This is a genomic window from Mesobacillus sp. MER 48 (assembly GCF_023714225.1).
Lineage (GTDB): Bacteria > Bacillota > Bacilli > Bacillales > Cytobacillaceae > Mesobacillus > Mesobacillus oceanisediminis_A.
Genome location: NZ_JAMAUR010000002.1, coordinates 288,852 through 302,562, shown reverse-complemented (window position 1 = coordinate 302,562; position 13,711 = coordinate 288,852). Strand labels below are relative to the sequence as shown.

Genomic DNA, 13,711 nt, shown 5'->3' with positions numbered 1-13,711 from the left:
GAGATTTTATGTATCATATTGTTAAAAAAGGCGAGTCTTTGGTCGTTATCGCAGCTAATTACCGCCGGCCCATCGGCCAAATCCTGTCTGCGAATCCCGGAATCATCAACCCGGCGCTCATCTATCCAGGCCAGCGGATTTCAATTCCCGGACTTCCAGAGCCAGCTTCCATTCCTTATTCCATTTCGGTATCATTAACCAGCAAAAGGCTCAGTTTATCCAGAGCAGGCCATACAGTAAAAACCTACCCAGTCGGCATCGGGAAAATGCTGACTCAAACCCCGGTCGGTGAATTTGTCATTGTCAACAGAGAACCCAACCCAGGCGGGCCTTATGGCGTAATGTGGTTATCACTTTCCAAACTTGGGTATGGAATCCATGGGACAAATAATCCTGCCTCCATCGGCAAGTTAGTTTCAAAAGGATGTATACGCATGCATAATAAAGATGTCCTCGAATTGGCCCGGCAAGTACCCAATGGAACAAGAGTAACCATCAGACCATAATAATGCTCGATGATAGGCTTCTATTTCTCAAAAAGCCAAATAAAGGGTATAATAGAAATATGGTTAAAAAGGACTTGCATAAGTCCTAACGAAGAAAGGAGCCTATCCAATTGAAGAATGAAAGGAACAATATTCCCCAACTCCGTCCAACGATTGAGAACCTCTCGCAAGCAATCTTCACCGTGAACCGTCATGCCAAGACTGCTCCAAATGCGAAATTTCTTTATCAGTTAAAACATGATGCGATAAAAAAAATGCTCAGGGAAGGAAAAGCCAAAAAGGCTGGTCTTCATTTTTCAAACAATCCGAGGAACAGTCAGCAGCAGTCAGACGTACTCGTGGTTTGCGGAGATTATACATTCCATATCCCGCCGACTAAGCAGGACTTTGAACTGCTGCCCCATCTGGGAAAGCTTGATCAGACAGTCCGGAATCCGAAAGCATCGATCTCATTGACCAATGCAAAGAAATTATTGTCATCCTACACTGGTTTAAAGGAGGCACAGGAAGCTTCCAGTACTGCCAGGACAAGAAAATATGCAAAGCCAGTATTCAAAAAGCTTGGCGAAAGATATCCTTAAAAGAAAGCTGGAAGCCCAGCTTTCTTTTTTTGATAGCCAATCTGCCTTATAAAATTAATTCATCAATCTTCAGGACCAGCTGTGCGATCTCCGGCTTGCTGATCTGGGCATCCGCACCCACAACACTTCCCTTATGGCGCAGCTCGTTCGTGATCAACGAAGAGAAGATGATCACCGGGAGCTTTGACAGAACCGGATGCTCCTTTATCCTCTTTGTCAGATGATGGCCATCCATCTGCGGCATTTCAATATCCGTGATCACAAGCTGGACTGCCCCTGGCAGCTCCTGTGGATTTCCTGCCAGGTGTTCAAGATAAGTGATTGCATCCTGCCCATTCTCGAAGAACTCCAGGTTATCGAATCCTGCTTCACTCAATGTGTCATGAAGCATTTTTCTCAGCATCGCAGAATCCTCTGCAATCACGATTTTTTTCAATGAACGCTCTCTCGGCCCCAGCTTTTTGACATCACTGATTTTTACCCCAGAATCAGGATTGATCTCAAGAAGAATCTTTTCAAAGTCCAGGAAAAGAACCATCTCTCCTCCCAGCTTGATCACACCGATCACCTGGCTCTCCTGTCCCTGATACAGATCAGATGGTTTCTCAATCTGAGTCCATGAGATACGATGAATTTGCGAAACTGTATGGACGTGGAATACCGTCTTTTGCCGATTGAATTCCGCTACTATGAACTTATCCATTTGAGGATTGGCAGATTGAGGCAGTCCTAAAGCAGACGCCACATTAATGACAGGAAGCACCTCTCCCCTCAGTTCCATGATTCCCTCCACAAATGGATGTGACTGTGGAATCTCCACGACAGGCACCGGATTGAGGATTTCTTTTACTTTCATGACATTTATGGCAAATTTATTCTGGCCGATGCCGAACTCGACAATTTCCAGTTCATTCGTGCCCGATTCTAATAAAATACTGCTATCATTCATCATGCTCTTCCTTCTCTAAAAAAAATATAAGTACTATATACCTATTATCGGCAGGTCGGCTAATACCTTTAGGCAAAAGGCCTTGTAAAAATTTTGTGTAGATAATTACATTAAAAAAGGGAACCCATTATTTATGGACTCCCCTTTAACATTCAATATTAGATTATTTATTACAATAGGTTTTAGTTACCGTGCCAATGATAAATTATTTGCACAACGCCTGAGGAAAATGTTCTTGTATTAACCATTTTTAAATTAATCCTCTGTTTTAAATCAATAAACAACGGTTTTCCTTCCCCCAATGCAACAGGGTGAATAGATAATCTAAATTCATCAACAAGCCCGAGATTTATAAAAGTTTTAATAAGACTTGCTCCGCCATATAGCCAAATGTCTTTACCAGGCTCTTGCTTCAATTTATTTACTTCTCCAAGGATATTATCATTTATGACTATTGCTTGATGATCAATCGCATTCAGTGTTCTGGAAAAAACATATTTCTTTTTACTATGAACCAGTTTCCATATTTCCTTTTCGGTATCAGGGTCATCATTTTTTGGAAAATATTGTCCCCATGAATCGTAGCTTTTCCTGCCATATAAAATAGTATCAATTTGATTCAAGAAATCAGTAAACTCCATATCAGGGTCCATGATACACCAATCAACTTCTCCATTTTTCCCTTCAATAAATCCATCTAAAGTAATTGCTAAATCTAAAATTATCCTTCTATGTTTTACGGTATTTGACATAACTACTCATCCTTTTTTGATTGTTTGTTTTTGTCGAAAAAATTTAAAGCACACCAAAAAAGGTCTGCATATGAAATCAATTTGCGACTGCCCTTCCTAACACAGCATCTACTTGTTTTTGATGATGGAGATCGTGCCAGATAAAGTCCGCAAAATATGCACCAGTCGTCATTTGATGGTCGGAAATTTTGAATGAGACTGCAAGAGCGTCTTGATTCATGTGTTCAAGCATTCCATGGAACTCTTGACGGACCTCAAGGAGTTCATCAAGGATTTGGTCCTTTGTCGCATTATTTTCAGCATATTCACGCGCCTTGTCATTGATTTCCTGAAAATCAGGAAATGATGGCAAAACTGCGTCTTCTTTAAAATACGGAAATCGCTCCTCCAATGAAAATTTATCCCAGAAGAGCAGATGGGATACTACCGCGGCTACCGTCCATTTCCCCTCTCCCAGCGGCATAAGCCATTCACTGGCGTCAAGATTTCTCAATGATTGGATCCAGATATCAAACTCTGTATAATGTTTTTTGATTTGTTCCAAGTCCAAGCGGAACACCCCTTTCCATTTCTACCTAAATTAATATTCTCTGCTTCTTTCATTAACCCTTTTTCCTTTCAGATGAATTTACAACTTTCCACTTTAACATGGTAAAATAGGAATGATAATGGGAGGGATGTAATACGTGGAGCATTTAATTAATAATCGTGTTAAAAACATAGAGATCTCCGGCATCAGGAAATTTTTCAACATGGTTGCCCATGTGGAGGATATGGTTTCTTTGACGATCGGACAGCCTGACTTCAAAACCCCTGAACATGTTAAAGAAGCTGGCAAGCAGGCTATAGAGTCTAATATCACTACATATACACATAATGCCGGTCTGATTCAGCTTAGAGAGGCCGCAGCGGATTTCTACAGAGATAAGTACCATGTTTCTTATTCAGCTGAACAAGAAACAATCATCACAGTGGGAGCAAGTGAAGCGATTGATATCACCTTCCGGACCATCCTTGATGAAGGCTGTGAGGTGATCCTGCCCGGTCCTGTTTATCCAGGATACGAGCCAATCATCAAGCTTTGCGGTGCCACCCCAATCTATGCGGACATCAGGAAAACCGGATTTCGGATGACAGCCGCGCTGATTGAGAGCCTGATTACCGAAAAAACAAGGTGTATTGTCCTTCCATATCCATCGAATCCTACCGGGGTCAGCCTGAATGAGACCGAACTCAAAGAAATTGCAAAACTCCTGATGGACAAGGATATTTTTGTGCTGGCTGATGAAATATACAGTGAACTGGTTTACGAGCAGGAACATATATCAATTGCGCAATTCCTGAAGGAACAGACAATTGTCATTAACGGGCTTTCCAAATCACACTCAATGACAGGCTGGAGAATAGGAATGCTTTTTGCGCCTGAATATCTGGCGAAACATATTCTGAAGGTACATCAATACAATGTGACCTGTGCAACTTCGATTTCACAAATGGCTGCGTTAGAGGCTTTGACGGCAGGGGTTGATGATGCATTGCCAATGAAAGAGGAGTATGCCATTAGGCGCGATTATGTATTCAAAAGACTCACCTCCATGGGCCTTGATGTCATCAAGCCTGAAGGAGCGTTCTACTTTTTCATTAAAATTCCGGCAAGCAATATTTCCTCATTTGATTTTTGCATGGATTTAGTCAAAGAAGCAAAGCTGGCAGTTGTTCCGGGGAGTGCTTTCTCAGATTTTGGAGAGGGGTATTTCCGCCTTTCCTATGCATATTCTATGGATACACTACAAGAAGGGCTTGACCGTTTGGAAAGATATATACGACAATAATTTGAAAGCCGTTCCTGCTATTGAGGAACGGCTTTGTATTATCCCTTGAATTTTCCGTTATTCTTAGGAGCTTTCTCTTTTTTCGCCTTATCTTTATGGATCTTATTTGTCGCCGCACTGCCAATCTCATGTGAGAACTCAGAATCAATGACAGCAGAGTCGAAACCCTTTTTGTTCTTTTGCTGCGGATCGTTCTTTTTTGTCCTTTTAGCCATAGAAATCCCCTCCTTTAGGTTTTAGTATCTTTACCTGGGGAGGGGTCTATGACTAGCAAATATTATGATTGTTTCCAGTACTTATATAACGCCTGTGTACCGCTGTTTTCTTCGCCTTTTTCCGCAAGCTGCTCATACAATGAAAGAGCCATCGAGAGTCCAGGCACTTCCATGTCCATCCGTTTCGCTTCATCGAGGGCTATTTTCATATCCTTGATGAAATGCTTGATAAAGAAACCAGGCTCGAAATTGCCTGCTATCATCCTTGGTGCCAGGTTTGACAGTGACCAGCTGCCTGCAGCACCGGTAGAAATGCTTTTCAATACGGCCTCAGGATCAAGGCCGGCCTTTTCGGCGTAGATGATTGCCTCACATACACCGATCATGTTCGATGCTATGGCAATCTGGTTGGCCATCTTTGTGTGCTGGCCTGCACCAGGCTCTCCTTGATGGACGATATTCGTGCCCAGTATATTAAGCAGCGGTTCCACTTCAAGGAAGGCCTCGTCATCACTGCCGACCATAATCGCGAGCCTTGCTTCCCGGGCACCTACATCACCACCGGAAACAGGAGCATCAATCGCATGGATTCCTTTTTCTTTTGCTGCCTCATAAATCTTCTTTGCCAGGGATGGAGTGGATGTTGTCATATCAATCAGATAACTCCCAGGCTTCCCATTGGCGATTAGTCCCTCCTCGCCCAAATAAACCTCTTCTACATCTGATGGGTAACCAACGATTGTAAAAACAACATCCGCTTTTTGGGCAACCTCACGTGGTGACTCTGACCAGACCGCACCTTTTTCCAGCAATTCAGCAGCCTTTTCCTTTGTCCTGGTAAAAACCGTCAGCTGATAGCCTGCTTCAAGCAGATGAACTGCCATGCTTTTCCCCATCACACCAGTTCCGATGAATCCAATTACAGTATCTTCTTTGGATAGCATATGTACTCCTTCTTCCCTCTTTAATTTTAAATATATTCTAACATTAGAATCAAAAAAGGCCGAGAAATTAATCCCGGCCTCCAGAGCGATCTACCATTTTTATGCGCATCATTATGTTACCCTTTCTTTGGTCTTTTTAAACAATCGACTTTATTTAATGGATCACAAGTTGACCTTGTGTGCCCGAACTTTTTATACTGTGGTTATGACGACTTTTCGAGGTGCGAACATGTTTTATAAAGAGATTTATGTTTACGAAAATAATAAACCTGTCAAGGCAACGTTTAGAAATTATACGAGAGACGATTTTGAGCAGTTAATCCGTGTCCAGCAGGAAGCCTTTCCCCCGCCATTTCCGGAAGAACTCTGGTGGAATGAAGAGCAGCTGACAAATCATATTAGCTTGTTCACCGAAGGTGCTATATGTGTCGAAGTTGGCGGCCGCATTGCAGGGTCGATCACCGGCCTGATCGTTGAAATGAAAAAAGGTGATGAAGAACATTCCTGGGCTGATATTACCGATAATGGCTACATCCGGAACCATGATCCGGACGGCAACACCCTTTATATTGTAGATATTTGCATCAGCCCTGCCTATCGTAAATTAGGACTTGGAAAATGGATGATGCAATGCATGTATGAGACAGTTGTTCATTTAGGATTGGATAGACTTTTGGGAGGCGGCAGGATGCCAGGTTATCACGCATTCTCTGCACAACTGTCGATTGACCAGTATGTAGAAAAAGTTCTGGGTGGTGAATTGAGGGATCCGGTCGTTTCCTTTTTGCTCCGCTGCGGCCGTACTCCGGTAAAACCGGTAGCCAATTATCTGGAAGATGAAGAATCACTGAATTATGGAATGCTGATGGAGTGGAAAAACCCATTTAAAGTTTAAGAAGCTGACCTGCTGTTGCGTGACAGGCACCTTTTTTATTTGTACAGTCATTAGGGGCAGCCGTTATCAGCACTTTACCTATCCGGTGAGTATTGTTTTTGACAGTTTTGATGCTCTTCCTTATGAACTTGTCGGAAGTTGGACTGGTTTTTGACAGGTTTCCTGCTATTTTCTCTAGAGCTGTCCGAAGTTGATCTTGCTTCGGACAGCTTTTCTGCTTTTTCCTGCAAACCTATCTGAAGTGGCTCCTGCTTCGGACAGCTTTTCTGCTTTTTCCTGCAAACCTGTCTGAAGGTGCTCTTGCTTCGGACAGCTTTTCTGCTTTTCCCTTCAAACCTGTCCGAAGTTGTTACTGCCGGACATCCCGCCTTTAAATTTAATGCGAATTGGCTTTTAGACACAAAAAAATGCCGGCTGTTTAACAGCCGGCCAAATCTGGGGGAAAATGAGAATGATTAGCTTACTTTCAGTCTAACCAAAGTGCTTATTCATATATACCCGCCATCTATAGGGTAAAACATTTTTTGTATTACAAATATATTACAAAGCGACTGCTTTGTTTACTGCTTCGACTACTTCTTCTGTGGTGCTCATGTTTAAGACGTCAGAAGCCAGCTTTTCCATATCGGCTTTGTTCAGGTTTCTGATCAAAGAGCGTGCTTTCAGGATTGAAGAAGCACTCATTGAGAACTCATCAAGACCTAAACCAAGCAAAATCGGAATAGCAGTTTCGTCACCGGCCATTTCCCCGCACATGCCAGCCCATTTGCCTTCTTTATGCGCTGCATCAATAACCATTTTCACAAGACGAAGGATGGACGGATTATACGGCTGGTACAAGTAGGATACCTGCTGGTTCATCCTGTCTGCAGCCATCGTATATTGAATAAGGTCATTTGTTCCGATACTGAAGAAGTCAACTTCCTTTGCGAACTGGTCTGCAAGGACCGCAGTTGAAGGGATTTCGACCATGATTCCAAGTTCGATGTGGTCGGCAACCTTGATGCCTTCCTCTACAAGCTTAGCTTTCTCTTCTTCCAGCATCGCTTTTGCTTGCCTGAATTCATTAAGAGTAGCGATCATCGGGAACATGATCTTCAGGTTGCCATGAACGCTGGCACGCAATAGAGCGCGTAACTGTGTACGGAAAATATCTACTTCCTCCAGGCAAAGACGGATTGCCCTGAAACCAAGGAAAGGATTCATTTCTTTTGGCAAGTCAAGATATGGAAGTTCTTTGTCACCGCCGATATCCAATGTGCGGACTACGACTGGCTTGCCTTCCATGCCTTCAAGAACAGCCTTGTATGCTGTAAACTGTTCCTCTTCAGTAGGAAGCTGGTCCCTGTCCATATAGAGGAATTCCGTACGGTATAGTCCTACAGCCTCACCGCCATTTTCGACAACACCCTTTAAATCCTTCGGTGTCCCGATGTTCGCGGCAAGCTCTACATGATGGCCATCAGCTGTTACTGATTTTTCATTAACAAGCTTTGCCCATTCTGCTTTTTGCTTCTCAAAGTCTTCCTGAATCTGTTTATATGCATCAAGAACCTCTGGAGTCGGATTGAAATGAACTTCACCTTTCAACCCATCCACAACAACGAGATCGCCGTTATTGATTTCTTCTGTAGCTGCCTTGGTGCCGACAACCGCAGGAATTTCCATGGAACGAGCCATGATTGCAGAATGTGATGTACGGCCGCCAATATTGGTTGTAAAACCTTTTACAAACTGGCGATTTAACTGGGCTGTATCTGAAGGAGTCAAATCCTCAGCGACAATAACCACTTCTTCGGCAATCATGCTTGGATTAGGAATTTGGATTCCCAAAAGATGTGCAAGCACTCGCTTTGTTACATCGCGGATATCTGCTGCACGTTCTTTCATATATTCATTGTCCATAGATTCGAACATGCCAATGAACATATCAGCAGTTTCTTTCAATGCGTGTTCTGCATTGACATTTTCAGTTGTGATTTTATCTTCGATGGGTGAAATCAGTTCTGGATCACTTAATACTAGAAGATGTGCATCAAAAATCGCTGCTTTATCTGCACCCAAAGCTGTTCCTGCATGATCACGGATCTTTTCAAGCTCAGCTTTTGATGTCTGAAGCGCAGTCTGGAACCGTGCAACCTCTTCAGCAGGGGCATCTACCGATTTTTTTTCAAAAGAAAAATCCGGCTCGACAAGCTTATAGGCTTTTGCGATGGCAATGCCATTTGAAGCAGCAATACCCTGGAGAAAGCCCATTATTCAGCTAAGCCTTCTCTTTTAAGAGTTTCTTCCAGCGTATTAAGAGCATCTTGCTCGTCGCTTCCTTCAGCGATGATCGCGATGTCTGCACCCTGGCCGATTCCTAATGACATTACACCCATGATTGACTTAAGGTTAACCTTTTTTTCTTTATATTCTAAGTGGATTTCTGAATCGAACTTACTTGCAGCCTGAACAAGCATTGTAGCAGGGCGAGCATGGATTCCTGTTTCAGCAACAACCTTGAATTGTTTTTGTACCATACTAGATCAATCTCCTTTAAATAAATGTTTAAGATGACCATACATGATGCCTTCCGAACTAAATGGTTCAATTCAGCGAAAGGTCAAAATCTGGCCTGGCCAAAATGATATTTGTATTTTACCCATTTGTGTTGTTCTTTCACACCATATATTGTTTCCAATCATTTCCTCAGAAATATGGATTGGCATCCCACACAAAAGAATAGCATTTCACCCCACTATAGACAATGAAAAAACCTTGTTTTTTAAAGGTTTTGCGCATTTTTTTTAGTAAAACGTTTTCATTTTAACGAAATTGTGACAAAAGATTTTAATTTCGTTTTAAAATGTTTCTTAAGGTGTCTTTCAGTCCTGTTTTATTTTCTTCTTTGTAAAGTTTTTCAAGTGAAATTAGTTGTTTCTTGATGGCCTTGATATCCTCTTTGAACCAGCCTTCTACAGGTTCTTCCTGATCATTACCATATCTTACTTTTTCATATGTCCGGATGGTTCTGTGATCGTATAGAATACCGAGTCTTTCAAACCATTCATTGATTGATTCAAAATTAAGTCTCCCAAGATCTCTTTTATGTGCGAATTTTTCCAGTTGAAAAATCTCTTTCCGTACTTGATTGGCGGGCATTGCCATCCGCTTCCTTGAAAGCAGGTTATTCAGTGAAGAATCATTGAAGGGAGTATTTGTGACAAACCCAGCCTGGATTTCACTCGTTCCTTGTTCTTTTTTAAACAAACTTGTTTTTTTATAAATAAAATAAAAAGCGATTACCACTAAAAACACAAAAAGGATTGGTCCCCAGAAATTCGGATCAAAACCCAGCTTGGCCGTCTCAAAAGAATGGGCATCTTCCACATTCGGCTTTCTGTTTGGGAGGACTTTACTTGCCCTTTCCTGTAGGGCAGGAGAGGCAATCCATGAGAAAAGTGGATATAACAGCAGGGAAAGAATCCATCCAATTGCTTGCAGGACAAAAAAGAATGATTCCTTTAAAAGATTTCTTCCGAAGGTCAGTGCAGCGACCAGAAGCAGCATTCCACCCAGCAGGCTGGAATACGTAAATGCGAACCTATTTTTCGCAGCCGTTTCAATATCCAGCCATTTTAGCAAAAATTGCCCCGATAAGATAAACATCAACTGAAAAATCAAAAGGATCGCGATCTGCATTAAATAGCTCCCGCCATAAAAATACCCAAGCGGGGAAACGAACACTCCTGCGAGAAAGGTGACGACAAGCCAAACGCTTTCCGAATGACTTGTAGAATCCTCATGAAATTTCAGGGTCCTCCAAAAGACCATTACTGCGGTGGTCCCTGTATAAAAAAGATCCAGTCCGCTTATATTTCCAAGCAGGACAATCAACGGCAGGATGACAAGTACATACACTGGCTTGGCAAAATTCGGCTTTTTCTCCAACAGGATCGCGAAAACCAATGAGGCTGCCGCAGCTATAGCCATCATTGCAGTCAATGGCATTTGCTGTGAGGATAACAAATGCATAATCACAAAAATCAGACTGGCAAAGGTCCATTCGATATAAAAGCGAAAAAAGACATGCAAGACACGAATATTCATTTGCCGGCCACATCCTTTAACACGGTTTTTAGTGGTTCAAGGTATCCACCTTCGTTATGTTGTTGCAGTTGAAAAAGCTGTACCCCTTCCCTTGACCACTCTTGCATATAGCCATCTGTCCTTGGTGTACGGACCCCAGCATATATCATGACGGGTGCGAGCGCCAAATGCCTTTTATAGAAGAAAAGCAATTGTTCATGCGGAATGGTGGGAGAGTGAAAATCGGCAATCGCCAATAAATCCAGGAGCTTTTGCAGATGATCCTTTCCAGAACCTAATGGAAGATAGGTAAAAGGCGTCAACCCGGCAGACCTTATGTTCATGCAAAGGGAGAAAGGGATATTGTTCCGATGAAAAAAGTAACCCATTTCCGCAATGCTGCTCATTAAAAATTCAAGCTTGCTGGTTACTGAATACCCATCAGAAACGTTGATCAACAAAACGGCTCCAGCCTCATTGATCCTTTCAAATTCCTTTGTCTGCAATGTCATTCTCCTTGCACTTGCTTTCCAGTTAATTCTGTTGAAGCTGTCGGTTGGCAGATAATCCCTTGTTCCAACCGGTCCCATGTTATCTTCAAAAACAGAGAAAATAGATGGGCTGTTTCCAGGCTTGACTGATTTGTGGCGATCAATATTGTTCACCGATAGCGGTTTTGGATAGACAAGTGTCTCCATATTGATCACATCGGTAAATTCAAGAATCGTGTCCCCGAAGCCAAAAAAATGCGGAATATGAAGCTCCAGCTTCCTGATTTTCGATAGTCCCCGCTTTTCAGCAAGAAAAGGAATATGAATGTTGGCTTTTTCTTTTCGTCCGATCGAAAACGGCAGGGTGACATCTACTCTTGATTGATGGATATAATATTCAGCTGAAGCAGGGACAACTGCACTGTCAAAATAAATAGAGATATTCCCTTTCATGATTGGCAGCCCCTGATTGAGGAAATGAAGGTTCCAATCCCCCCGGTCTCCAATGAAAAAGCGATTGCGATTCCGGTTGTTCTCAAAAAACAGTCCCTCTCCTATATGTTTTAAATAATAGGAATTGGCGAATGCCAGAAAAATGATCAGAATGCCGACTCCGAAAATCAGCCAGGAGTTTATGTAAAAGCTTACAATCACCAATAAAATACCGAGAAATGCCAGAATGGACAAAAAGCGATCCTCAATCACGTTTTTTTTCCATTGCATGGCATCAAACCTCAGCTTCTACCGGAAGCGGGATAGATTCCAGCAAATCCTCGACTACTTTTTCCGGCGTCATCGTCAGTGAAGCCTCTGCGGACAGATAAATTCTGTGGGCAAGGACGAATGGAGCCATTTCCTTTATATCATTCGGCACCACAAAGCTCCGTCCCTTAACAAGTGCTCTGCCTTGTGCTGCTTTTACTAGAGCAAGCGTTCCACGGGGACTGATGCCTAATTCGATGGATCCATGATTCCTTGTTTCCCTTGTGATTTTCAATAGATACTCTTCAACCACATCAGCCAGCTTAACCTTCCTTAGTTCCTGCTTAAGAAAGAGGATATCTTCCTCTTTAAAGACAGCAATGATTTCTGCAGCTTCAGTTCCAAATCTGTGCTTTTTGATCATTTCTTTTTCTTCATTGATATCTGGATACCCAAGTGAAAGTTTAATGAAGAAACGGTCCATCTGGGCAACAGGCAGCTGGAAGGTACCCTGCTGTGATTCAACCGGGTTTTGTGTTGCAATGACAAGAAAAGGAGTGTTCAGCGGAATCGTATGTCCATCGATTGTCACCTGATGTTCTTCCATTGCTTCCAGCAAACTAGACTGTGTTCTTGGGGTGGCACGGTTAATTTCATCTGCTAAAAGGATATTGGTTACCACAGGACCTGGTTTCAATTCAAACTCCTGCAGCTTCGGATTGAAAAACTGGATGCCGGTTATGTCACTTGGCAAAACGTCTGGTGTAAACTGGACCCTTGAAAACTTTCCCGTTATGACGTTTGCGAATGTTTTCGCAAGAAGCGTTTTTCCTGTTCCCGGCACACTTTCCATTAAGATATGGCCATCATTCAAAAGGGATATGACCATCATTTCTACTTCCTGGTCCCGTCCGACCACAACCTTCCTAATTTCGTCCTTCAGCTGTTCAAGCTTGTCTATTATCTCCATCCCTCATCATCCCCCTCATATTTCTTATAAGGCCTTAAAAAAGTTTATCATCAGCAAATAAATATGTGAATTTTCAACCAATTAGAGATATAAAAAAGACACTGCTTAAGTGTCTCTCAACATTCATTTTGATAATGGCTGAATTTCTTCCTGAAAAATATTTAACAGCCGATCAAGTTCCTGGCTTACTGATATGGTCTGGACGCTTAGAAAACCTGTTTCTTTTGCCGAATAAATCATTTCTTCTCGTTTTTGTTCGATTTCTTTTTTTATTCTATTACGGCACATAGTTTCCATCTGCGATCACCTCATCAGTCTATGTTAATATTTTACTACTATTCCACTAATAGGTATAGTACATTTTTCCCCTTTAACATAGGTAATCGGATTAGCTCCTTGGTTCATCCATATATTGATAAATGACATCTCCGCCTCTTTGGGCAATACCCCTGAAATATTTAAAGTCTTCTCTCTTAACAATCACTTCACGGAAAACCATAAAATCCTGCTTCGCAACAAAAATCTCTTCAACCTCTCTATTTTTCAAGTTTTCGAGCATTCTTTCAGCTTGTTCCTTGTCCATATTTCACACCCCTTATAACTAATAGGTTAAAACCATTTTATATCCTATTGTTCAATTTGCAAATTGCAATCTTACAGATACATGTTTTCGAACTTAATTAAATGGGAAAAATCCTAAAAAACTTTTAAAATTTTTTCTGGATAGAAATGTTATTTTTCTATATAATAAAAATATAAAAATTGAATTTTCTAAATTTTAAATTTGAAAATTTCGTGAACAT

16 protein-coding genes are annotated in these 13,711 nt (G+C 41.9%); 4 read left to right on the top strand and 12 right to left on the bottom strand.

Annotated elements, in window-relative coordinates; genetic code table 11:
* The first annotated feature begins 8 nt into the window (after positions 1–8).
* Entirely contained in the window at positions 9–506 is a 498-nt protein-coding gene (locus M3593_RS07730) for a L,D-transpeptidase family protein (protein ID WP_251542222.1), read from the top strand.
* 110 nt (positions 507–616) lie between these two features.
* Positions 617–1,087: a YkyB family protein gene (locus M3593_RS07725; protein WP_251542224.1), complete on the top strand. Its 471-nt coding sequence runs from the start codon at positions 617–619 to the stop codon at positions 1,085–1,087.
* 46 nt (positions 1,088–1,133) lie between these two features.
* On the opposite strand, the gene M3593_RS07720 is transcribed toward M3593_RS07725, so the two are convergent.
* The 3 genes from M3593_RS07720 to M3593_RS07710 all read right to left on the bottom strand — a co-directional run bounded on the left by M3593_RS07720 (position 1,134) and on the right by M3593_RS07710 (position 3,338).
* Positions 1,134–2,039, bottom strand: a complete 906-nt coding sequence (locus M3593_RS07720) for a chemotaxis protein (protein WP_251542226.1) — start codon at positions 2,037–2,039, stop codon at positions 1,134–1,136.
* A 179-nt stretch (positions 2,040–2,218) separates the two neighbouring features.
* Complete coding sequence (locus M3593_RS07715; protein ID WP_144474701.1) at positions 2,219–2,788, bottom strand: dihydrofolate reductase family protein; 570 nt, start codon at positions 2,786–2,788, stop codon at positions 2,219–2,221.
* 76 nt (positions 2,789–2,864) lie between these two features.
* Positions 2,865–3,338, bottom strand: coding sequence for a DinB family protein (locus M3593_RS07710; RefSeq protein ID WP_251542228.1), 474 nt, complete (start codon positions 3,336–3,338; stop codon positions 2,865–2,867).
* A 136-nt stretch (positions 3,339–3,474) separates the two neighbouring features.
* Between M3593_RS07710 and M3593_RS07705 the strand changes: the two genes are divergently transcribed.
* The gene (locus tag M3593_RS07705) at positions 3,475–4,620 is read left to right on the top strand and encodes an aminotransferase A (protein WP_251542229.1); all 1,146 of its coding nucleotides are present in this window, start codon (positions 3,475–3,477) and stop codon (positions 4,618–4,620) included.
* Positions 4,621–4,658: 38 nt separating this feature from the next.
* Here the strand turns inward: M3593_RS07705 and M3593_RS07700 are convergent, their stop codons facing one another.
* The gene (locus M3593_RS07700; RefSeq protein WP_186326637.1) at positions 4,659–4,835 is read right to left on the bottom strand and encodes a hypothetical protein; all 177 of its coding nucleotides are present in this window, start codon (positions 4,833–4,835) and stop codon (positions 4,659–4,661) included.
* Positions 4,836–4,897: 62 nt separating this feature from the next.
* Positions 4,898–5,779 carry an NAD(P)-dependent oxidoreductase gene (locus tag M3593_RS07695; RefSeq protein ID WP_144474699.1) on the bottom strand — a complete coding sequence of 294 codons (882 nt, stop codon included), beginning with the start codon at positions 5,777–5,779 and terminating at the stop codon, positions 4,898–4,900.
* A 229-nt stretch (positions 5,780–6,008) separates the two neighbouring features.
* Here M3593_RS07695 and M3593_RS07690 point away from each other — a divergent pair, with 229 nt between their 5' ends.
* Entirely contained in the window at positions 6,009–6,674 is a 666-nt protein-coding gene (locus M3593_RS07690; RefSeq protein ID WP_144474698.1) for a GNAT family N-acetyltransferase, read from the top strand.
* A 540-nt stretch (positions 6,675–7,214) separates the two neighbouring features.
* Here M3593_RS07690 and ptsP read toward each other — a convergent pair.
* The 7 genes from ptsP to M3593_RS07655 form a co-directional block, all read right to left on the bottom strand.
* Positions 7,215–8,930: a phosphoenolpyruvate--protein phosphotransferase gene (gene ptsP / locus M3593_RS07685; protein ID WP_144474696.1), complete on the bottom strand. Its 1,716-nt coding sequence runs from the start codon at positions 8,928–8,930 to the stop codon at positions 7,215–7,217.
* Positions 8,930–9,196, bottom strand: coding sequence for a phosphocarrier protein HPr (locus M3593_RS07680; RefSeq protein WP_144474695.1), 267 nt, complete (start codon positions 9,194–9,196; stop codon positions 8,930–8,932). Before M3593_RS07680 ends, ptsP begins: the two co-directional genes overlap by 1 nt.
* A 310-nt stretch (positions 9,197–9,506) precedes the next feature.
* Positions 9,507–10,766, bottom strand: coding sequence for a hypothetical protein (locus M3593_RS07675; RefSeq protein WP_251542230.1), 1,260 nt, complete (start codon positions 10,764–10,766; stop codon positions 9,507–9,509).
* Positions 10,763–11,959: a DUF58 domain-containing protein gene (locus M3593_RS07670; RefSeq protein WP_144474693.1), complete on the bottom strand. Its 1,197-nt coding sequence runs from the start codon at positions 11,957–11,959 to the stop codon at positions 10,763–10,765. The genes M3593_RS07675 and M3593_RS07670 overlap by 4 nt, the downstream gene beginning before the upstream one ends.
* A gap of 4 nt (positions 11,960–11,963) precedes the next feature.
* On the bottom strand, positions 11,964–12,908 hold the full coding sequence (locus M3593_RS07665; protein WP_251542232.1) for an AAA family ATPase: 945 nt from the start codon (positions 12,906–12,908) through the stop codon (positions 11,964–11,966).
* Positions 12,909–13,031: 123 nt separating this feature from the next.
* On the bottom strand, positions 13,032–13,196 hold the full coding sequence (locus M3593_RS07660; RefSeq protein WP_395883495.1) for a Spo0E family sporulation regulatory protein-aspartic acid phosphatase: 165 nt from the start codon (positions 13,194–13,196) through the stop codon (positions 13,032–13,034).
* Between the two features lie 100 nt (positions 13,197–13,296).
* Positions 13,297–13,491 (bottom strand): hypothetical protein, encoded by a 195-nt coding sequence (locus tag M3593_RS07655; protein WP_144474690.1) that lies wholly within the window; start codon positions 13,489–13,491, stop codon positions 13,297–13,299.
* Between the last annotated feature and the right edge of the window lie 220 nt (positions 13,492–13,711).

Bases quoted from the DNA above. Each gene is read 5' to 3' on its own strand.
- M3593_RS07730 (WP_251542222.1), top strand. From the start codon at position 9: ATGTATCATATTGTTAAAAAAGGCGAGTCTTTGGTCGTTATCGCAGCT.
- M3593_RS07720 (WP_251542226.1), bottom strand. From the start codon at position 2,039: ATGATGAATGATAGCAGTATTTTATTAGAATCGGGCACGAATGAACTG.
- M3593_RS07715 (WP_144474701.1), bottom strand. From the start codon at position 2,788: ATGTCAAATACCGTAAAACATAGAAGGATAATTTTAGATTTAGCAATT.
- M3593_RS07700 (WP_186326637.1), bottom strand. From the start codon at position 4,835: ATGGCTAAAAGGACAAAAAAGAACGATCCGCAGCAAAAGAACAAAAAG.
- M3593_RS07695 (WP_144474699.1), bottom strand. From the start codon at position 5,779: ATGCTATCCAAAGAAGATACTGTAATTGGATTCATCGGAACTGGTGTG.
- M3593_RS07690 (WP_144474698.1), top strand. From the start codon at position 6,009: ATGTTTTATAAAGAGATTTATGTTTACGAAAATAATAAACCTGTCAAG.
- ptsP (WP_144474696.1), bottom strand. From the start codon at position 8,930: ATGGGCTTTCTCCAGGGTATTGCTGCTTCAAATGGCATTGCCATCGCA.
- M3593_RS07680 (WP_144474695.1), bottom strand. From the start codon at position 9,196: ATGGTACAAAAACAATTCAAGGTTGTTGCTGAAACAGGAATCCATGCT.
- M3593_RS07675 (WP_251542230.1), bottom strand. From the start codon at position 10,766: ATGAATATTCGTGTCTTGCATGTCTTTTTTCGCTTTTATATCGAATGG.
- M3593_RS07670 (WP_144474693.1), bottom strand. From the start codon at position 11,959: ATGCAATGGAAAAAAAACGTGATTGAGGATCGCTTTTTGTCCATTCTG.
- M3593_RS07665 (WP_251542232.1), bottom strand. From the start codon at position 12,908: ATGGAGATAATAGACAAGCTTGAACAGCTGAAGGACGAAATTAGGAAG.
- M3593_RS07660 (WP_395883495.1), bottom strand. From the start codon at position 13,196: ATGTGCCGTAATAGAATAAAAAAAGAAATCGAACAAAAACGAGAAGAA.
- M3593_RS07655 (WP_144474690.1), bottom strand. From the start codon at position 13,491: ATGGACAAGGAACAAGCTGAAAGAATGCTCGAAAACTTGAAAAATAGA.